Genomic DNA, 18,958 nt, shown 5'->3' on the forward strand with positions numbered 1-18,958 from the left:
GCAACCGGACATTCAGCGCCCCAGACGCATGGGCGAGATCGACCCATTGCGGGCGTCCGCATCGCTGGTTAGTTGCGCGTTGGCCCAGCGACGTCTCGCCCGACCATTTGAAATCCGCCGCAACCAAAAGCCAATACGGGAGTTTGTCGGGTATCCGACTCTTTGCGTTTGGAATTCCAAGTCATTGTCGGCGGGGCGCTATCATGACAACCGATGCAGTCGGCCCGGCCAGGGCGACGGTCTCCGTCCTCGTTGTAGAAGACGAGGCGCTCGCACGCCTGCTTGCTTGCGACTTTCTTGAGGTTGGCGGCTTCTCCAGCCTGGAGGCCGCAAATGCACAGGAAGCCTTGGAGCTTCTAATGGCCAAGCCGGATATCGGCGCCATCCTCACCGACGTCGACATGCCCGGGACGCTCAACGGCCTAGGCTTGGCGCGTCAGGTCGCCAATCGCAGGCCTGAGGTTAAGATCGTGGTCACCAGCGGCGGATACACGCCGCGCTCGAGCGATCTTCCGCCCGGAGTGCGCTTCCTATGCAAGCCCTACTCTCCATTGAAACTGCTTAGCGTCATGAGCGAGTTGCTGACGCCCGACGTTCATGGGCCGCATGGCAGGCAAATGTGAACTTCCGCTAGCCACCCATCTCCGCCGATCCGGAGGTCTGCATTGCCGACCGCGCAGCGCCAATAGCGGACCCTAATATCCGGCCGCAATCCTGCCGTTCACCTCCAGCCCGAAAGCACCGTATCGACCCGATAGGCGCGAGCCTCGCCGCGGGACAGCCAGCGCCCCCGACCGAGCGCGGCGGCGCCGGGGCCATGGGCGGCGAACTGCGAGAACCGAACGCTCTCGGGCTGCAGCATCGTACGCGGATTGCCGTCCCGGCCCGTGTACCACATCTCGGTCCAGCCTTCCGGCGCGATGTGGTCGTCCATCCAGCAGTCGAGGTACGCCGTCGCGCCCACGAAGCGGGGGTCGCCGTAGCGGCCGTCCGGGAAGACGCCGGAGGGACGCCAGGGCCGGCCCAGATAGACACTGTGGCGCTTCACGCCCGGGTCCGCCGTCAACCGGCAGCGATGGAAGACGAAGCCGAAGGGTTGCTCGATCGGCGTACTGGGCGCGACGATGTAGCCGTCGACAGGATCGACCGGCCGAGGGCGCGAGCGGATCTCGCATTGCTCGAACCAGGCCCGGCCCGCGCCGAAGATGAAGTCGTAGCTGCCGGCGATCAGGCAGCGCTCGAACAGGCTGCGGCCAGCGTCGGGGAACAAGGTGTCCTGATAGCCGAGGATGTCGACCTCGGTCAGGCGTGCCCGGTCGCTGCCCTTGTCCAGCATCAGCGCCACGGCCTGCGGCCCCGCGCCGTCGTGCGAATGCAGACCGCCCGGCTTGCTCATCTCGGCCAGGCCGTCGAAGGTGTTCTGGATGGTCAGACTACGCGCCACGAAGTCCGGCGCGCGCACGAACAGGGTCGGCGTCCGGAAGGTGCCCCAGCGCTTGCCGTCGGGCGCGGTCAGGCCGGACGCGGCCAGGTGGCTGATGACGGAGCCCTTGCGGTCCTCGCCGATCAGATGGACGAACGGCTTGTCGATCACGACCTGCTCGTCCCAAAGCCCGCGCGTGACCAGGATCTGGAAGGGCCGCGTCCCGTCGGCCGGCGCCGCGGCGACCGCCTCCGAGAGCTTGGCGAAGGTCGGAGTTGAAAACCGGCGGGGATCGTCGGCGCGCTTGAGCACCGCGTCATAGCGCGGCCCAGCCAGGGCCAGGCTCGGCGTGACGGCCAGGGCCGCCCCCGCCAGAAGCCCGCGTCGCGTCACAGGAACAGTTCGCATTAGAGCCTCAAAGGTAAAAAGGCGGGCGCCGACCGGGACAAGCGGCCGACGCCCATTCCTCGGGAGGAGGAAGCCTAGAACGCGTATCGCAGGCCGAAATTGTACTGCCGACCGGTGTGCGAGTAGACGTAGACACTGTCCCGCTGGCTGTCGGTGTACTGGTCGTTGAACGCGTCGGTCAGGTTCAGCCCCTCGAACGTCAGCTTCAGGCGCTTGTTGATCGCGTAGCTGACCGAGGCGTCGACGGTGAACGTGTCGCGCACCCCGTCGACGTCGTTGGTGCTGGTCCCGCTGGGCACCGCCGTCAGATACTTGTCGCGATAGGCGCCAGACACCCGCGCGCTGAACCGATCATCCTCGTAGTAGATCGTCGCGTTGAAGGCGTTCTTCGACAGGCCGACCAGGTCGTCCTGCACGAAGCCCGTCGGCGAGCGCGACGAGATGTAGTCGATCTTGGAATCGACCACGGTGACATTGAAGATCGCCCCGGTGTGGGTCAGGAAGCCCGGCAGGAAGGTGAAGGGCTGCTGGTAGCTGATCTCGATCCCCTTCAGCGGGCCGCCCTTGGTGTTGACCGGCTGGCTGAACAGGAAGGTGTCGTTGACCGAGACGCCCAGGCCGTCGAGCAGGCTGGCCGGCAGCCCCGAAGCGCTGAACGGCTGCGATATCCGCGACGTCTGGATGTAGGTGTCGATGTCCTTGTAGAACAGGCCGACCGACAGCAGGGCGTCCTTGGCGAAATACCATTCGGCCGACAGGTCGTAGGTCGTAGCCCGGATCGGCTCGAGGTTCGGATTGCCCGAGCTTACGCTGAACACACCCACCGTGCTGAGGCTGCCGCCCGGCGTCAGGCTGCCCAGGTTCGGACGGGTCATCACCTTGGCCGCGCCGAAGCGCAGCAGGAAGTCGGGCGTGACCTCGGCCGTGACGTTCAGGGCCGGCAGCCAGTCGTCGTACTCGCGATCGACGGTGGCCTGCTGGGCCGCGCCAGCCACCAGCTGGTAACCGGTCGAGCTCTGCTCGGTCTTGACGTAGCGCACGCCGACGTCGCCGCGGATCGGCCAGGCGAAGCGGTCGCTGTTGAAGTCCAGCTGCGCGTAGGCCGCGGAGTCCTTCTCCTCGACGCTGCGGATGTTGCCGCGAGCGTTGGCGTTGCTGGCGCCGCTCAGCTCGAACAGGCCCTGGCCGTTATAGATGTTGAACAGCTTGGCGAACGCGTTCAGGTCCGGGGCGGACCACGAGGTCGGCACGCCAGACGGCGCGCCCAGGTTCTTGCCGAAGCCCGAGACCGTCTTGGTCAGGCTGGCCAGGGTGACGCCGGCCGGCAGGGTCGGGACCATCGACTCGTTGACCCGGGCCATGGCCCAGGAATCGAAGTTGTAGTCCTTGAAGTTGACGCCGACCTTCAGGTGCAGGCTGTCGTTCAGGCGATAGTCGCCGTCGAGCTGGGCGGTGCCGATCTTGTTGACCACGCCTTGCGGGCGCAGGCGGATTTCCGAGCGCGCCGCGCCGAAGTTGTAGGCCAGCGGATCGTTGACGTCGAAGCCGTAGTTGATCAGCGGCAGGTTGGAATCGGGACGGTAGTCGTACGAGAACCCATCGGAGTTCTCGCGGTTCATGATCACCGTGGTCTGGACGGGATTGTCCATGTCGGACTTGGAGAACCCGACCAGGCCGGTGACTTTCAGCCGTTCGCCGAACTGATGTTCGACGTTGAAAGTGGCCTGGGTGTACTTAGTGTCCAGCTTGTCGAAACGGCTTTCGCTCTCGATGTCGACGTCGTCGAACAGGCCGTAGACCATGTCGCCCTTGGCGTTGACGGCGCCGTCGCGGACGATGATCTCGGGCCGGCCGCCCTGTGAAGCGTTACGGGCGAAGGACAGCGCCTCCAGCCAGTTCTCCTCGCGCGTCGCCTTGAAGTCCGAATAAAGGAAGTCGGCGCTGATCAGGGTGTTCTCGTCGGGGCGGAACTGCACCGAGGTGGTCACGCCCAGGCGCTTCTGGTCATGGGTCAGGCGTCCGTAGCGCGGGAAGCGCGGCGAGAAGACGTTGGCCTGGCTGGCCTGGGTGAAGGTCGAGGCGGGGCTGTAGCCGCCCACTTCCGTGCCGTTCAGCCAGCCGCCCGATCCGTGGCCTTCCTCAAGCAGGTTGCGCTCGGTGTAGGCCACCGAGACCAGCGCGCCCAGCTTGCCGTCGAACCAGGTGTCGGACGCCAGGACCGCCAGACGCGGGTCCCAGGACTTGGACAGGTCGTTGTAGCCCTCCTGGGCCGAGACCACGAAAGTCCTGCCCTTGTAGTCGAACGGGCGACCGGTCTGCAGGTCGACCGTCGCGCCCAGCGAGCCTTCCTCGGTCTGGGCCGAGGCGGTCTTGCGCACGGTGATGCTGTTGAACAGCTCCGAGGCAAAGACGTTGAAGTCGAACGAGCGGTTACGGTTCGCGCCGCCCGAGCTGTCGGTGCCGCTGGTCGTGCTCTGCCCCTCGACGCCGTTGATGCGCACACGGGTGAACTGGGGGCCCAGGCCGCGGACGGTGATCTGACGCCCTTCGCCGGCGTCGCGGGCGATCGAGACGCCCGGCACGCGCTGGATGGACTCGGCCAGGTTGGCGTCGGGGAAATCGGCGATGTCCTCGGCCTTGATGACGTCGACGACGCCGTTGGCGTGGCGCTTGACGCTGAGGGCGCTGCCCAGGCTGGCGCGGAAGCCGGTGACCACCACTTCCTCGACCTCGGAGCTCTGGTCGTCGGCGACCGGGGCCGACGCGGGAGCGGCGTCCTGCGGCAGCGCGACGGGAGCCGTCGAGGCCAGTTGGACGCTGGCTTTCTGCCCCAGCACCGCGGTGCGGCCGTCATTGGAGACCACGACGAGATCGCCGCCTTGCAGCAGACGGGTCAGGCCGTCCGGCACTGAATAGGCGCCCCGCACGGCGTTCACGCGCTTGCCCTGGACCACGGCCTGCGGCGCCAGAATCTGCAGGTCCGCCTGCTTGCCGAACTGGGGAATGCCGGTGGCCGCCGATTGGGCCGGCACGTCGAACTTGCGCGCTTGCGCTTGCGCCTGCGCCTGGCTGGCGACCAGCAGGGCAGTCGCGCCCGCGGCCAGCATCAAGGATGTTCTGGTGTACTCGTACCGCGAATGACCCATGCGGCGCCCTCCCTATGATCTGTTTTTCCGACGGCGCCTCTTGGAGCACCTGTCTTGAGCGATGCGGCGGAAACCGGTTTCCGTCAGACACCGGCAAAAAAATTATTCGCCGGCCTCGACCAGGATCACGTCGCCGCGCACCGTCACCTTGCCGCCGAAGCTGCTGGCGGCCGCCCGGGCGAAGCTTTCCGGCTCGTTGGTGCGGAACCAGCCGACCAGCTTTTCGTCGGCCATCGAGTCATCGGCGATGACGATCTTGCGCGCGTTGTAGCGGTTGAATTCGGCGGCGGCGGTGGCGAAGGCTTCGCCGTCCAGCACGATCTGCCCTTCCCGCCAGGCCAGGTTGCGGGTGATGTCGATCGGCGCGACGGCGGGGTTGGCGGGCCCGACCTCGTCGCTGACGAAGATCCGCTCGCCGGCCCCGACGCGGCGGGGCGCGCCGCCGACGTCCTGCGACCAGGCCTCGACCACGCCTTCGGTCACGAGGACATCGCATCCGCCTTCGCGGCGGCGCACCGAAAAGGCCGTGCCCACGGCCCGCACCCGCACCGGCCCGCTCTCGACCACGAAGGGACGCTGCGGGTCCTTGGCGACCTGGAACCAGGCCTCGCCCTTGTCCAGCTTCACCTGCCGCAGCCGAGGCCGCATGGTCACGTCCAGGACGGTGTCGGTGTTGATCGCGGCCATCGAGCCGTCCGACAGCGGCACCCGGCGGATTTCGCCCAGCGCGGTGCCGTAGCGCGCCGACAGCAGTCGAGGCGCGATGACGATCGCCGCGCAGGCCGCCGCCGCCACGCCCAGTCCGGCCAGCAGGCGACGGCGCCCCATCCGTCCGCGTTCGGACAACGAGCGTTCCGCCGGGGCGCCGCCCAGCGCCTTCGCCCGGTCCAGCATCAACCAGGCGGCCTCGGCCCGCGCATGGGCGCCCTGGCGGCGAGGATCGCCCGTCAGCCAGGCGTCCAGTTCGGTTCGCTCCGCCAGGGTCAGCTCGCCCTGATCGGCGCGAACCACCCATCGGACGGCTTGCGCCTCGATGTCAGCGGCGCTTTCGCGTTCGATCATGAGAGCTCGACCTCCTTGGGACAGCGTCTTGGTTGGTTTCGCCCTCGGCGAGGGCGGCGAGGATGGCGCGCAGCCCCCTCACGGATTCATTCTCGACCACGTGCTCGGTCACGCCCATGCGGCGGGCGATCTCGCGCTGCGGCAAGCCTTCGATCTTGCGCATCTCGAAGATGCGTCGGCACCGTTCGGGCAAGGCCGCGATCAGGCGCTGCACCCGGGCCAGTTCCCGCCGCCCACCGGCGATCCGCTCGGGCGAAGGCTCATCCAGTTCGACGTTCAGCGCGTCGATTTGCGTCACCGTCTCGATGCGGACCACCCGCGCCCGCCGGATCTGCTCCAGGGCGACGCTCCGCGCGGCCTGGAAGAAATAGGCCCGCGGATTCTCGATGTGGTCGATCGAGGCGAGGTTGGCCAGCCGACAATAGGCTTCCTGGATCACGTCGTCGGCGTCGCCCGCCGCGGCCAGGGATCGCCGAAGCCATGCGCGCACGTCGGCTTCATGGGGCAGAATCTCCCGCCCCAGCCACGCAACAATGCGCCCACGTCCATCCTGCAACCGGTTTCCTCGCCTGGCTTTGGGTCTTTTCTGAAGCGATGCACGGCGAGCAGGTTTCCGTCAAACAAAGTGGGCAACGCAACGCAGCCGCCGCTTGTGAAGGTAACATGGCGCCAACAGCGGACTCCCGACCCACTGCTGAGACCTGACATTCCAAAGGCGCTAGACGAGCCTGGCGATCGAGCAAATGACCTATGCGGAATGGCGCTCGCTTTCCTCGAGCGTGCGTCGAACGGCGAGCGCCAGGTCGCTGACCTTGAACGGCTTGCGAAGCACCGCCTCAGAACGAACCAAGTCCTTGATCGCCTGCGCATCCGCGTAGCCGGTGACCAGGAGGACGGCGAGCGCGGGAAGGACCTGACGCGCCTGGACCGCAACCTGGGCGCCGTTGACGCCCGGCATCGCGAAATCCACCACCATCAGGTCGGGGCGGTCCTCGGCGATGCGATCCAGACCGGCCTGGCCGCCGGACGCTTCGGTGACGTGGTAGCCGAGCGATTTGAGGCATTGAACGATGAACCGCCGCACACCGGGATCATCATCCACCACCAAGACTCGCTCGCCCTGGCTGAGCGGCGTCTCCGCGGCGGGGATTTCACTAGGCTTAAGGCGCTCGGCCGCGTCACTGACCGGCAGCCAGATCTCGATGGTCGTGCCCATGCCCACGGTGCTGTCGATCCGCACAGTGCCCCCAGACTGGGTGGCGATGCCGTAGACCTGGCTGAGGCCAAGGCCCGTGCCCTTGCCCACGCTCTTTGTGGTGAAGAAGGGGTCGAAGACCTTGGCCAAAAGCTCGGCCGGAATGCCATGCCCCGTGTCCTTGACGGCGATAACCACATGATGGCCCGGCTGCAGGCCCTCGTGCCAGTCGTCGGCCAAGCGGGTGGACACCGTCACCGTTCCGCCCTCCCCCATCGCGTCGCGGGCGTTGATCGCCAAGTTGAGGATCGCCAGTTCCAACTGATTGGGGTCGGCGTTGGCGCGCGTCATTCCAGCGTGCAGGTTCGTTCTAACCTCGACCGTATGCCCTAGGGTGCGGGTGAGAAGGTCGTCCATCCCCACGATGAGCGCATCCACCTCGACGGGCTGCAGATCCAACTGCTGACTACGGGAGAACGCCAGGAGTTGGGCCGTCAGCTTGGTGGCCCGTTCCACGCCCTCGCGGGCGTTGGCGGCCATACGCTTGATCCGCTCGTCGTCGCTGCGCCGCTCGATCATATCGATATTGCCGACGATAGCGGTCAGGAGGTTGTTGAAGTCGTGGGCGATGCCGCCGGTCAGCTGGCCGATAGCGTCCATCTTCTGGGCCTGGACCAGGGCGGCCTGGGCCTGCTCGCGCTCGCCGATCTCGTTGAGCAGCCGCGCATTGGAGCGCTGCAGCTCATGGACGCTCTCGGCGACCCGCTTTTCCAAGGTTTCGTTCATCGCCATCAAGGCCGCCTCGGCGGCCTTGCGCTCGGTGATGTCGAGCGTCACGCCCGACACGCGCCTCGGCAAGCCCGGGGCTGGGCGGCCGCGAACCTGGAGCCAGTGAACCGAGCCGTCGGGCCAGACGACGCGATATTCAACGCCGTAATCCTCGCCTCGCTCGAAGGCCTCAAGCCCGCCCTGACGCCGCTCCGCATCATCGGGATGAACCGCGGCCTCGACCTGCGCCAGGGTCAGTTCGGCATCGGGGCTACGGCCAAAGTGAGCCTTGGTCATGGGCGACACCGCGATCTGGCGACTGTCGAGGTCGAGGTCCCAGGCGCCAAGCTGACCGGCGTCCAGAGCAAAACGAAGCTTCTCTTCGGCTTTGGCCTGCTCGACCAGGTGATCCCGGGCCACGTACTGGCGTCGACGCGCACGCACCGCCGAGGCCGCCGCGCTGATCAGCGTCTCGGCGTTGATCGGCCGCTCGAGCAGCACGATGTTGCCGATCGCGCTCAACCGCGCCGCATCGGCCTGGGTGCGCTTGCCCGGCTGCTTGGTGACCAGGACAATAAACGGAAAGTCCGACCATGCCGGTTGGGCGGCGAGCCACGCGGTAAGAGTATCGGTGGCGTCGGCGGCCAACGCCTCCTCGGTCAGGACGGCCGCCCCTGCGTCCTCCCGCAGCGCCTGCGTGAGCGCCGACAGGTTGGGACAGATCAGCGTTCGGTGGCCCAGATTGGCCAAGGTCTCGGCGATCACCGGCGCATCCCTGCCTCGCGGCGCCAGGATCAGGATGCGTTCATCCATGCGCGCGCGGCTCATCGCCTTGGCCGAGCATGGGCACCTTGCCTTCGTAGGACGGCAGGCCCGACATCACGCCCTGGAAGTCGGTCAGGGCTTCGCCCACCTCGATGCCATCATGGGTCAGGCGGATCTCGCGGATGGTCTTCTCATGCTCGGTGGTGCGGCTCTTGACCGCCGAGATGGCCGTGCGGATCGCGCCGGCCGCCTCGAAGAAGCGGAACAGCAGGATGCTGTCTGACAGATAGCTCAGATCGATGTCGCTGCGGACTTCGCCGATGAAGCCGTGCTGGCCAAGGATAAGCAGAGTGACGACGCCCTGCTGGTTCAGGTAGGTCAGCAACTCGTGCATCTGCAGCAGCAGGAACTTCTGGCCCGGCATGGCCTGCAGATAGGCGTTGAGGCTGTCGATGACGATAGTCTTCGCGCCGACTTGCTCGACTGCGCCGCGGACATGGAAGGCGAACTCTCCCGGCGACAGCTCAGCCGGATCGATGGCGCGGATCGTAAGCTGGCCGTTGTCGAGGAAGGGTTGGAGGTCCATCCCCAATGATCTGGAACGGGTCAGAAGGGTCGGCAGGCCCTCGTCGAACAGGTAATAGGCGACCTTTTCGCCACGCTCCAGGGCGGCCAGGGCGCAGCGCACCGCCGTGGTGGTCTTGCCCACGCCGGATGGTCCGCTGATCAGCGTATTGGTGCCGCGCGACAGGCCGCCGCCGACCAGAGCGTCCAGGCCCGGCGTGCCGGTCGACACGACTTCGTGTGTGAAGTCAGCATGATGATGGGCCGCCACCAGCCGCTCGAAGACGGTGACGCCGCCGGTGTCCAGCTCGAAGTCGTGGAAGCCGCCGCGATACTTGACGCCGCGCATCTTGACCACTTCCAGGCGCCGACGCTGCGCGCCGTATTCCTGAGGGGTGCGCTGCAGGCTGATGACGCCATGGGCGATGCTGTGGAGCTGAAGGTCGCCATCTTCGGCGGTCATGTCATCCAACAGCAGCACCGTGCACTTACGGGTGGCGAAGAAGTGCTTGAGCGCCAGGATCTGTCGGCGATGGCGCAGCGGGTTCTGCGCCAGCAGCCGCATTTCCGACAGGCTGTCGAAGACCACCCGCAGCGGCTTGGTCTCCTCGACCTGACGCATGACGCCGCGCGTAGTCTCGCCCAGCTCGACGTCGGAAGGATGCAGCACCGATTGTTCGCTGTCGGGATCCAGGCCCTCCTCGCTGACCAGCTCGAAGAGGTCGATGCCGTCGAGCGACCAGCCGTGACTGGCCGCGGCGGCCCGCAGCTCGGTCTCGGTTTCCGACAGGGTGATGTAGAGCCCGCTTTCGCCCAGCTCGCGGCCTTTGAGTAGGAACTGCAGGGCCAGGGTGGTCTTGCCCGAGCCCGGCGTGCCTTCAATCAGATAGATGCGATCGCGCGTCAGCCCGCCGCCCAGGATCTCATCCAGGCCAGGGACCCCGGTGGCCACACGCGGCTCGGACTGGCTGGCGGTCGGATCAATCTGCATAGGCGCTCCTGGCACAGGGTCTCGGACTTATCGGCAAGCGCCTCAAAGGCTTTGCACGGCCTTTTAACTCGCGAGCTAAAGCCAAGGTTTCTCCGGACCGGAAAATGTGCCGCTGGAACGGGTCAGCACGGCGGCTGCGAGGGAACCTTTGCCTTGGCAGGCCGCTTCCTCGCCATGAGCGATCTGAACCGCGCCAGCCTCGAAGACATCACCGCCACGGGCATAGAGGCGCACATCGCGCGCCAATTGATGTTCTGGGGTCCTTTTCGCGCGTGGGAGGACTTGCTGTGGCTCAGCGATGTTGACGACGAAACCCTGGAGCGCCTGAAGGCGCGTGGCTTTGAACTTCGGGCCGGTTTCGATCACGACTGGGCCCCGCCGAAGCGGTTCGAAGTGTCCCAAGCCGCCGCTCGGCGCTGAGACCCCGCCGCGCCCGATCGCCACCGCGGCCCAAGTCCAGGACCCCGTGCTGCGCCCAAGAATGGCCTAGCGCCGACATGACCCGCTCGTCAGGCGGCGATGTCGTCGTCCATGGAACGTGGCGGAAAGAAGAACCGCCCCGCAGTGGCGCCGTCACGCAGCTTGATTTCCAGGACGACAGGTTCGCCGGCGTCAGCCAGGCGATGGGCGAGCGCACGCGCGGCCTGCTCGGCGCTCGCGCCGGTAGCGAAGATCATCGGGTTGTCACTGAGGTCGCTGAGAACCGCCCACGCTTCACTGGCGGGCTCGACATAGATATGAGTCGGCATAATCGATTTTGAACTGGTTAGAGGTTCCGGGCCGATGACGGCCGGCCCAGCGAGGACCGGCCGTCCGCCCCAACTCAAGACAACCCGGCGCCGTCCAGGCGGCGAAGCGCGGCGAGCACCTCGCTGAGCGCCACCGGGGCCAGGGTTCCCAAGAGCCATCTCTGAGTGGGCTGATCCTCCACCGCGCTGGCGTCGGAAGCCCAGGCGGCCAGGATCTCGCGCTTGGCGGCAAGATCGAGGTCCTCGTCCTTGACGACCTCCAGCGGATGGAGAAAGCCGACGGCGGGTCGCACCCGCCAAGGTGAGGCGCGATCCGCAACAGCCGTGGAGAAGGGCATGGCCGTTCCCCCGTGCTTAGGCCGCGCGCCGCGCCTTCGGCGCCTTCAGCGCCAGAGGCGACACCCCGCTTGTTCCGATCGGGATCTGCCGCGGCTTGGACGCCTCGGGGATTTCCCGAACCAGATCGATCGTCAGGACGCCGTCCGCGTGACGGGCCTCCTTGACCACCACATAGTCGGCCAGCTCGAACCGACGCTCGAAATTACGGCGCGCCACCCCCTGGTGGATGAAGGTTCGCGCGGTCTGGCTGTCGGCTTGCACCTTGCGTCCCCGGACCACCAGGAGATTGGGCTGGGCGATGACTTCCAGGTCGTCCCGCGCAAAGCCGGCGGCCGCCACGGAAACGCGGTAGCCGTTTTCACTGGTTTTCTCGATGTCGTATGGGGGATAGCCGCCTTCCTCGTGACCGCGCAGCGCGGCTTGCGCCAGATCGACCAAGCGATCGACACCGACCATGGTGCTGTAGAGCGGGGAAAAATCAAAAGCGGTGCTCATTTCCATCTCCTCGAAAGCAAGTTGGACATGAGGGGCGCATCGAAGCGCTCGAGCGCCCCAGGCCGCAGGGCCCTGTCGGCGCCCGGCAAGCACCGGATCAATTAGTTCGCGTCGAACGGCCGTCAAGAGGTGCGTTGGCCCAAAAAACACCGACGCTCTGAGCAGGCCGAGCGGCGCCATAAGCCAACCCAACGATCGCTTCACAAAGCGGACCTTCGGGCGTCAGGACTAGAGCGTTAGCCTCTGCTTCAACCGGTCGCGGCCAGCGACGGCCATAGATGTGCACGGTAGGCCTCGTAGCAGCGGCGGCCGGCTTCCAGGCGCATGAGCGCGCCTTCGGCGATGAACCGCGCGCAGTCGGGATCGGCCGTGACCAGCGGGCGCAGGACCTCGGCGTTCCAGGCTTCCGAATGGGCGATGTCGAGCGTGGCGTGCAGCGCGAAGTACTTGCGCGTCTTGCCCACGCCCAGGCGCTTGAGCCCCTTGGCGACCAGATCGGCGCGCCAGGGCGCGGTCAGCTCCACCGCGCCCAGCGCGCCAACAGCGTGGTAGGCGTAGCGCCGCGTGGTCGCGAAGGCGACGAGCGTGTTGCCCAAGGCCAGCGACGCCGGTTCGGTCGTCTCTATCGCCGGCCGTAGCTCCAGGGCCTGGGCTAGCTGGTCCAGCATCGGCCCGTGCATGCCGGCCTGCGCGCCGCGCCCCATCTCGTCCCAGTAATTGCGAGCCAGCTCCAGCTTGGCGACGACAGGCATCTTCACCTGGGTCAGGGCGACCAGATCGTCGAAGCCGGCTTCGCCCGCCACTTCTTGCTCAAGGAACCAGCGCATCGACTCGAAGTCGGCGGCCCTCTCGAGCCACGGGAACAGGGGATCGTCCTGGCCTGGACCGTCGACCTTCAGCCCTTCGAACCAGGCGATGAAACCTTCGACGTCGCTGGGCGCGGCGGCGGCGCGGTCGGCGACCAGCAGGCGCTGGCTTTCGACGAAGGCGCCTTCCAGCTGGCGCATCGTGTGCTCTTCCGCAAGGTCGGCTTCCCAGTCGGCGTGGGGCTTGGCCGGGTCGAGCCGGCGGTGGTTCCAGCGCGACAGGCGCCGCTGGAGCGCCGCGTCGATGGCGGCGGAGTCGTCCAGCGCCGGCGTATTGGCCGGGCTGACCTGGGGACGGTGGGCGAACGTGTTGATCATGGCGGCGTAAGACCCTCAGCGCGTCCTGGGTTCCCGCCAAACCATCATCCGATAGGTCGCCGAGCCCGTAGAGGAACCACCCGGAACCGGCCCATGGAAGGCGTGTTCTTGCATCCCGTTCTCGGTAGGTGACGACATGCACGACGATCCGATGGTGAGGTTCTCGATCGCCCCGACAAGCTCCGGCGCCTGGCTGTGGCGGACCTTCGATCTGGACGGTCAGCTTCGCGCCCAGGGCCTGGTGGCCACGCGGAAGCTGGCCGCAGCCCTGGTGATCAGGGACATCGTATCTCCCGATCTTCGGCGGGTTTCGCAGCTTTCCGCAAAGGCCGCCTGACATGCGCATCCTAGAGGCGGCGACCTATCGCGGGCCGCATCTCTACGCCGCCCGGCCCATGGTTCGCATCCAGCTGGACCTCGGCGCTCTTGAAGCCTGGCCGACCAACCGGCTCCCGGGCTTCACCGATCATTTGATGGCGGCCCTGCCGAGCCTCGAGGCGCACGGCTGTTCCTATAAGTCCCATGGCGGGCTGCTGCTGCGGATGCGCGAGGGAACGTGGCTCGGCCACGTGATCGAGCACGTCGCCCTGGAGCTGCAGAAGCGGGTCGGGGTGGAGGTCGGGCGCGGCAAGACCCGTTCGGTCAAGGGGCGTCCCGGCGTCTACAACATCCTCTACGCCTATGAGGGCGAAGGCCTGGGCCGGGCCGCCGGACGCGCCGCCATCGAGTTGGTCCACAGCCTGCTGCCCCGCGACCTGCGGGGCGTGGAGGGTCTGGACCGCGTGGCCCCGCCGTTCAGCGACCTGACGCCGCCGCTGTTCGATTTGCCCCGCACCTTGGAGCAATTGCGGGCGATCTCGCGCCGTGAGACGCTGGGCCCGACCACGCGGTCCCTGGTGCAGGAAGCCCGCCGCCGCGGCATCCCCGCCCAGCGCCTGGATGAGCAGAGCCTCGTACAACTGGGCTGGGGCGCGCGTCGAAAGCTGATCCGCGCCAGCATCACCGGCCAGACCAGCCACATCGCCGTCGTGACCGCGGGCGACAAGGCCCTGACCAAGACCCTGTTGGCGGCCGCCGGCGTCCCCGTCCCTCGCGGCGGTGTCGTGCGCACGCTCGACGAGGCCCAGGCCCAGGCCGCGCGGATCAAGGGACCGGTGGTGCTCAAGCCCCTGGACGGCAATCACGGCCGCGGCGTCAGCCTGGGCTTGGAGACGCCCGAGCAGGTGCGGTGGGGCTATGAGCAGGCGATCAAACACGGCCGCCGCGTGATCGTCGAGGAGCAGTATGTCGGCCGTGACTACCGGATCCTGGTGGTCGGTGGTCAGGTGGTCGCCGTGGCCGAGCGGGTGCCCGCCCAGGTCGTCGGCGACGGTCGCGGCACGGTGCTGGACCTGATCGAGACGGTGAACCAGGACCCTCGACGGGGCGTCGGCCACGAGCAGGTCATGACCCGGATCGTCGTCGACGACCAGGTGCGCGAGATGCTGGCCCGCGCCGGCCTGGGACTGGATGATGTTCCCGCCGCCGGTGCGGCGGTCACCTTGCGCGCCACCGCCAACCTTTCGACGGGCGGCACGGCGATCGACCGGACCGACGAGATCCATCCCGACAACGCCGCCATCGCCCGCCGAGCCGCCCTGACCGTCGGACTGGATGTGGCCGGCATCGACTTCATGGCGCCCGACATCACCCGCTCCGTGCGCGAGACCGGCGGCGGCATCGTCGAGATCAACGCCGCCCCGGGCTTCCGCATGCATCTGGAGCCGTCCCAGGGCCAGCCCCGCGACGTGGCCAAGGCCGTGATCGCCAACCTTTTCCCACCAGGCGGACGCAGCCGCATCCCGATCGTCGCGGTCACCGGCACCAACGGCAAGTCGACGGTCGTGCGCATGGTCTCCCGCATCGCCCGCGAGATGGGCAAGACGGTGGGCCTGACCAACACGACCGGCGTCTACATCAACGACGAGAAGATTCTCGAGGCCGACGCCAGTGGGCCCAAGAGCGCGCGCATGGTGCTGCGCGACCCGACGGTTGAGGTCGCGGTGCTCGAGACCGCGCGTGGCGGCATGTTGCGCGAGGGTTTGGCCTTCGACCGCTGTGACGTCGGCGTCGTCCTGAACGTCACGGCTGACCATCTGGGCCTGAAGGGCGTCGATACGCTGGAGGACCTGGCGGCGGTCAAGTCGATCGTCACGGAGTCGGTCTCGCGCCGCGGCGTCAGCGTCCTCAACGGCGACGATCCCCTGACCCTGCGCATGGCGCGTCACGCCGGTGGACGGATCGCTTACTTCACGCTCGAAGGCGGGCTGGAGATGAGCCCTTTCCTGCAGAAGCACCAAGCCGAGGGTGGACTGCTGGTCGCGTTGGAACCCTCCGTCGGCGGCGGGGACATCGTCCTCTACGACAAGGGTCGGCGCTGGCCGATCCTTCGAGCGGACGAGATCCCCGCCACCCTGAACGGCCAGGCCCGGTTCAACGTCGCCAACGCCCTGGCGGCGGTCGCCGCCGGGCATGGCCTGGGCGCGGCGCCAGAGGTGATGGCCAGGGCTCTGCGAGCCTTCACCTCTTCGCACGCGGAAAATCCGGGACGGTTCAACGTCCACGACGCGCACGGCTTCCGGGTCATCGTCGATTACGCCCACAATCCCGGCGCCATGCGGGCGATGGGCCAGCTGGTGACTCAGCTGCGGCCGTCGGTCGGCCGGGTGATCGGCGTGGTCAGCATCCCGGGAGACCGCCGCGACGAGGACATCCTGGAGATGGGCGCGATCGCGGCGGAGATGTTCGACGACCTGATCTTCCGCGAGCTGCCCGACGGCCGTGGGCGTCCGGAAGGATCGGTGCTGTCTCTTCTGACCCAGGGCGCGCTGGAGGCCGGCTTTCCCGCCGAACGGCTGCATCGCATCGCCAGCGAGTCCCGCTCCGTCGACGCCGCGCTGCGCATGGCCCGGCCGGGTGACTTGGTCCTGGTCTTCCCGACCGCCGTCGGGGCGGTCTGGAACCAGGTGGTGGCCTTTCAAGCCGCATCCCCGCCCCTTTCCAACGCCGGACAGGACGCCCTCCATGCCTGAGACCGCCTGGGCGATCATCCTGCACGGCGGGGCCAAGACGATCGCGCCCGACCAGGAACAGGCGCATCGCGACGGCTGCCTGCTGGCCCTGGCGGCCGGCCAAGCCATCCTCGAAGCGGGCGGCGACGCCCTGGACGCGGTGGAGGCCGCGGTCCGCGCCCTCGAGGACGATCCGGCCTTCAACGCCGGCTACGGGGCCGTGCGCAACGCCAAGGGCGAGGTCGAGTGCGACGCCGCGATCATGGACGGCCGAACCCTGGCGGTCGGCGGCGTCGCGGCCGTACAACGCCTGCGTCACCCGATCTCGGTCGCCGCCGCCATGCTGCCCGAAACACCGGTCCTTCTAATCGGGCACGGCGCGGAATGCTTCGCCAGGGAGCATGACGCCGAGCTCTGCGAGCCCGCTGACCTTGTCGTCGAGCGGCCCGGCGATCCCGGCTGCGACACCGTCGGTTGCGTCGCCCTGGATATCCACGGCAATCTGGCGGCGGGCACCTCGACCGGCGGTCTGACCGGCTGCCACCAGGGCCGGGTCGGCGACTCCCCCCTGCCCGGCTGCGGCCTCTACGCCGACAACGCCGTCGGCGGGGTGTCGCTGTCGGGCGACGGCGAGAGCCTGATCCGCACCACCTTGGCCGCGCGCCTCATGCACAGCCTGGAAGCCCTTCCCCCGGGCGAGGCCATCGCTGCGGCCCTGGCCCGCCTGGCGCGGGTCGGCGGCGAGGCCGGCCTGATCGTCATCGACGCCGACGGCCGCCTCGACTGGGGTCACAACAGCGCCCACTTCGCCGTCGCCCACGCCCGCGCGGGACATCTCGCGCAGGCCTTCGTGAACCGGGCCGAAGACGCCCAGAAAGAACCGACATGACCGCACCTCCCGCCGCGGAAGGCCCGCTGATCATCATCGGGGGGCACGAGGACAAGGAAGGCGACAAGGTCATCCTCAAGGCCGTGGCCGAACGTCTCAAGGGCGGCCGCCTGGTGCTGGCCACCGTCGCCTCGCATGCGCCGGAGGGCTATTTCGAGACCTATCAGAAGGCGTTCGCCCCGCTGGGCGTGACTGACTTGGTCGAGCTCTATGTCGACGACCGCGCCGAGGCGCATGACCCCGGCAAACTGGCCCTGCTGGACGGGGCTGCGGGGGTGTTCTTCTCCGGCGGCGATCAGCTGCGGATCAGCAGCCAGATCGGCGACACCCCCATCGAAGCGCGGATCCGCGAGATTTGGAAAGCCGGCGGCGTGCTGGCCGGCACCTCGGCGGGCGCGTCGGTGATGAGCGACACCATGATGGTCCGCGGCGCCAGTTCCGAGACCCATCGGATCGGCGACCTGCAGATGGCCCCCGGCCTAGGCCTGGTGCGCGACGCGATCATAGACCAGCACTTCGCCGAGCGCGGCCGGATCGGACGTCTGCTGGGTGCGGTCGCCCAGAGCCCGCGCGTCCTGGGCGTCGGCATCGACGAGGACACCGCCATCGTCCTCCAGGGCGACGATTTCAAGGTGATCGGCAGCGGCGCGGTCTATGTGGTCGACGCCGAGGGGGTCAGCGCCTCGAACGTCGCCGAGGCCCGGGCCGAGCGGGCCCTGTCCATCTTCGACGTCCGCCTCCACGTCCTGGCCAGCGGCGACGGGCTGAACCTGACCACGCGGCGGCCGCACGGCCAGCCTGCCGCGCCGGCGCCGGCGGAGACCTAGCCCGCGCGCCGGATGACCGCCCCGACGGCGGCGATGCGCTCAACGTCGGCATAGGCCTCACGCCGCAACTCGCCGCCGAAGATGTCGGGATCCAGCTCTTCGTAGGTGAGATGGTGAGACGAGCTCGCCACCAGGCCTTCGAGAGCCGAACGGAAGGCGTCGATCCCGCCGTCCAGGATGGCGCTGCCGGTGTAGAGCACGAACTTGCCGCCGACGCTCAGGCGCTCCAGAGCCTGGCCGCTCCAGTCCAGCGACAGGCGCGCGCCGCGCAGGTCGCCGCCGTCCTTGTAGGCCCGGCCGGACTCTCCGGCGACATAGGGCGGATTGGCGACAATGAGATCGTACGGCCCGTCGAGAGAGGCCATGCCGTCGCTCAGCCGCGCTTCGAACGCGACCCCGGCATGGGCGGCGTTGATCGAAGCCAACTCCAGGGCGCGGGGGTTGACGTCACCGAGCGTCAGCCGCGCGCCGGGAAAGAGCCTGGCGGCGGTCAGTCCGCCGACCCCCGCGCCGCAGCCGATCTCCGCGATCGAGCCGACGCGGTCGCCAGCCGTGGCCTGGGCGATCAGGCGGGCGAAGCGGTAAGAGTCCGGCCCCAGGAATACCGCATCGGCGGCCGTCGCCGGAAAGGCCGAATGCAAGAACAGGGTTCCAGCCAGACGCGACACCCGCAGCTTACTCCGGAACCGCCCCCTTTCCTCGATCAGCGCGTCCCCCACCGCCAGCAGGTCGAACAGCGCGGGCTCAAGCTCGTCGCGGTCGAAGGTCTGGCTCCAGCCGAGGATGGCCCGGAGCGGATCGCCTTGTGACAACCGCCGTTCCGCCGCCCGCCGGCAGACCGACGGCGTGGGCGTGACGAAGTCGTAGGCCCGCGCGTCGAGCGCCGCCAGCAGGGCGCCGAGCGCCGAGGATCTGTCCAAGTCTGATCTCCCTGGGGCCATCAACGGCCCTATCTTTTGATGTCGTGGCCGAGCGAGCGCCCAGCGATTGTTCAGCGTCGGGCGGCCCGTTTCGGGGCGTCGTCGATGCTGGACGCGAGACCAGAGCCCGCGCCTGCCCCTTTAAGTCCAGGCTCGCCCCACCGTTCCCTTCCGGCCGGCCGG

17 protein-coding genes are annotated in these 18,958 nt (G+C 67.9%); 6 read left to right on the plus strand and 11 right to left on the minus strand.

Annotated elements, in window-relative coordinates; translation table 11 throughout:
- Window positions 1-203 precede the first annotated feature (203 nt).
- A complete protein-coding gene (locus BR39_RS0102630; RefSeq protein WP_051695099.1) occupies window positions 204-623 on the plus strand; it encodes a response regulator in 420 nt (139 codons plus the stop codon).
- 98 nt (window positions 624-721) lie between these two features.
- Here BR39_RS0102630 and BR39_RS0102635 read toward each other — a convergent pair whose 3' ends face one another.
- From BR39_RS0102635 to BR39_RS0102660, 6 genes are all read right to left on the minus strand, one after another.
- The gene (locus BR39_RS0102635) at window positions 722-1,831 is read right to left on the minus strand and encodes a pectinesterase family protein (protein ID WP_081916472.1); all 1,110 of its coding nucleotides are present in this window, start codon (window positions 1,829-1,831) and stop codon (window positions 722-724) included.
- A 74-nt stretch (window positions 1,832-1,905) separates the two neighbouring features.
- Entirely contained in the window at window positions 1,906-4,977 is a 3,072-nt protein-coding gene (locus BR39_RS0102640) for a TonB-dependent receptor (protein ID WP_156035555.1), read from the minus strand.
- A 102-nt stretch (window positions 4,978-5,079) separates the two neighbouring features.
- Entirely contained in the window at window positions 5,080-6,039 is a 960-nt protein-coding gene (locus BR39_RS0102645) for a FecR domain-containing protein (RefSeq protein WP_029907470.1), read from the minus strand.
- Complete coding sequence (locus BR39_RS0102650; protein ID WP_029907471.1) at window positions 6,014-6,595, minus strand: RNA polymerase sigma factor; 582 nt, start codon at window positions 6,593-6,595, stop codon at window positions 6,014-6,016. Before BR39_RS0102650 ends, BR39_RS0102645 begins: the two co-directional genes overlap by 26 nt.
- Window positions 6,596-6,787: 192 nt before the next feature.
- On the minus strand, window positions 6,788-8,815 hold the full coding sequence (locus BR39_RS0102655) for a PAS domain-containing hybrid sensor histidine kinase/response regulator (RefSeq protein WP_035018192.1): 2,028 nt from the start codon (window positions 8,813-8,815) through the stop codon (window positions 6,788-6,790).
- Complete coding sequence (locus BR39_RS0102660) at window positions 8,808-10,322, minus strand: ATPase domain-containing protein (protein WP_029907473.1); 1,515 nt, start codon at window positions 10,320-10,322, stop codon at window positions 8,808-8,810. The genes BR39_RS0102655 and BR39_RS0102660 overlap by 8 nt, the downstream gene beginning before the upstream one ends.
- Window positions 10,323-10,496: 174 nt before the next feature.
- Between BR39_RS0102660 and BR39_RS0102665 the strand changes: the two genes are divergently transcribed.
- Window positions 10,497-10,742 (plus strand): hypothetical protein, encoded by a 246-nt coding sequence (locus tag BR39_RS0102665; protein ID WP_156035556.1) that lies wholly within the window; start codon window positions 10,497-10,499, stop codon window positions 10,740-10,742.
- Window positions 10,743-10,831: 89 nt separating this feature from the next.
- On the opposite strand, the gene BR39_RS0102670 is transcribed toward BR39_RS0102665, so the two are convergent.
- The 4 genes from BR39_RS0102670 to BR39_RS0102685 form a co-directional block, all read right to left on the minus strand.
- Window positions 10,832-11,071, minus strand: a complete 240-nt coding sequence (locus BR39_RS0102670) for a hypothetical protein (RefSeq protein WP_029907475.1) — start codon at window positions 11,069-11,071, stop codon at window positions 10,832-10,834.
- A gap of 74 nt (window positions 11,072-11,145) precedes the next feature.
- Window positions 11,146-11,409 (minus strand): hypothetical protein, encoded by a 264-nt coding sequence (locus BR39_RS0102675; protein ID WP_029907476.1) that lies wholly within the window; start codon window positions 11,407-11,409, stop codon window positions 11,146-11,148.
- Window positions 11,410-11,425: 16 nt separating this feature from the next.
- The gene (locus BR39_RS0102680; protein ID WP_029907477.1) at window positions 11,426-11,905 is read right to left on the minus strand and encodes an Hsp20 family protein; all 480 of its coding nucleotides are present in this window, start codon (window positions 11,903-11,905) and stop codon (window positions 11,426-11,428) included.
- 248 nt (window positions 11,906-12,153) lie between these two features.
- Entirely contained in the window at window positions 12,154-13,089 is a 936-nt protein-coding gene (locus BR39_RS0102685) for an iron-containing redox enzyme family protein (protein WP_081916474.1), read from the minus strand.
- A gap of 136 nt (window positions 13,090-13,225) precedes the next feature.
- Between BR39_RS0102685 and BR39_RS0102690 the strand changes: the two genes are divergently transcribed.
- Genes BR39_RS0102690 through BR39_RS0102705 form a run of 4 tightly spaced genes read left to right on the plus strand, consistent with a single transcriptional unit; the run spans window position 13,226 to window position 17,855 of the window.
- Entirely contained in the window at window positions 13,226-13,426 is a 201-nt protein-coding gene (locus BR39_RS0102690) for a hypothetical protein (RefSeq protein ID WP_029907479.1), read from the plus strand.
- 1 nt (window position 13,427) lies between these two features.
- Complete coding sequence (gene cphA / locus BR39_RS0102695; RefSeq protein ID WP_051695103.1) at window positions 13,428-16,160, plus strand: cyanophycin synthetase; 2,733 nt, start codon at window positions 13,428-13,430, stop codon at window positions 16,158-16,160.
- The gene (locus tag BR39_RS0102700; protein ID WP_029907481.1) at window positions 16,153-17,028 is read left to right on the plus strand and encodes an isoaspartyl peptidase/L-asparaginase family protein; all 876 of its coding nucleotides are present in this window, start codon (window positions 16,153-16,155) and stop codon (window positions 17,026-17,028) included. The genes cphA and BR39_RS0102700 overlap by 8 nt, the downstream gene beginning before the upstream one ends.
- Window positions 17,025-17,855 (plus strand): cyanophycinase, encoded by an 831-nt coding sequence (locus tag BR39_RS0102705; RefSeq protein ID WP_035018131.1) that lies wholly within the window; start codon window positions 17,025-17,027, stop codon window positions 17,853-17,855. Before BR39_RS0102700 ends, BR39_RS0102705 begins: the two co-directional genes overlap by 4 nt.
- Here BR39_RS0102705 and BR39_RS0102710 read toward each other — a convergent pair.
- Window positions 17,852-18,775: a methyltransferase gene (locus BR39_RS0102710; protein WP_035018132.1), complete on the minus strand. Its 924-nt coding sequence runs from the start codon at window positions 18,773-18,775 to the stop codon at window positions 17,852-17,854. The genes BR39_RS0102705 and BR39_RS0102710 overlap by 4 nt on opposite strands.
- Window positions 18,776-18,958 lie beyond the last annotated feature (183 nt).

Source organism: Caulobacter sp. UNC358MFTsu5.1 (assembly GCF_000712075.1).
Taxonomy (GTDB): Bacteria; Pseudomonadota; Alphaproteobacteria; order Caulobacterales; family Caulobacteraceae; genus Caulobacter.

Bases quoted from the DNA above. Each gene is read 5' to 3' on its own strand.
- BR39_RS0102630 (WP_051695099.1), top strand. From the start codon at position 204: ATGACAACCGATGCAGTCGGCCCGGCCAGGGCGACGGTCTCCGTCCTC.
- BR39_RS0102635 (WP_081916472.1), bottom strand. From the start codon at position 1,831: ATGCGAACTGTTCCTGTGACGCGACGCGGGCTTCTGGCGGGGGCGGCC.
- BR39_RS0102640 (WP_156035555.1), bottom strand. From the start codon at position 4,977: ATGGGTCATTCGCGGTACGAGTACACCAGAACATCCTTGATGCTGGCC.
- BR39_RS0102645 (WP_029907470.1), bottom strand. From the start codon at position 6,039: ATGATCGAACGCGAAAGCGCCGCTGACATCGAGGCGCAAGCCGTCCGA.
- BR39_RS0102655 (WP_035018192.1), bottom strand. From the start codon at position 8,815: ATGGATGAACGCATCCTGATCCTGGCGCCGCGAGGCAGGGATGCGCCG.
- BR39_RS0102660 (WP_029907473.1), bottom strand. From the start codon at position 10,322: ATGCAGATTGATCCGACCGCCAGCCAGTCCGAGCCGCGTGTGGCCACC.
- BR39_RS0102665 (WP_156035556.1), top strand. From the start codon at position 10,497: ATGAGCGATCTGAACCGCGCCAGCCTCGAAGACATCACCGCCACGGGC.
- BR39_RS0102670 (WP_029907475.1), bottom strand. From the start codon at position 11,071: ATGCCGACTCATATCTATGTCGAGCCCGCCAGTGAAGCGTGGGCGGTT.
- BR39_RS0102675 (WP_029907476.1), bottom strand. From the start codon at position 11,409: ATGCCCTTCTCCACGGCTGTTGCGGATCGCGCCTCACCTTGGCGGGTG.
- BR39_RS0102680 (WP_029907477.1), bottom strand. From the start codon at position 11,905: ATGAGCACCGCTTTTGATTTTTCCCCGCTCTACAGCACCATGGTCGGT.
- BR39_RS0102685 (WP_081916474.1), bottom strand. From the start codon at position 13,089: ATGATCAACACGTTCGCCCACCGTCCCCAGGTCAGCCCGGCCAATACG.
- BR39_RS0102690 (WP_029907479.1), top strand. From the start codon at position 13,226: ATGCACGACGATCCGATGGTGAGGTTCTCGATCGCCCCGACAAGCTCC.
- cphA (WP_051695103.1), top strand. From the start codon at position 13,428: ATGCGCATCCTAGAGGCGGCGACCTATCGCGGGCCGCATCTCTACGCC.
- BR39_RS0102700 (WP_029907481.1), top strand. From the start codon at position 16,153: ATGCCTGAGACCGCCTGGGCGATCATCCTGCACGGCGGGGCCAAGACG.
- BR39_RS0102705 (WP_035018131.1), top strand. From the start codon at position 17,025: ATGACCGCACCTCCCGCCGCGGAAGGCCCGCTGATCATCATCGGGGGG.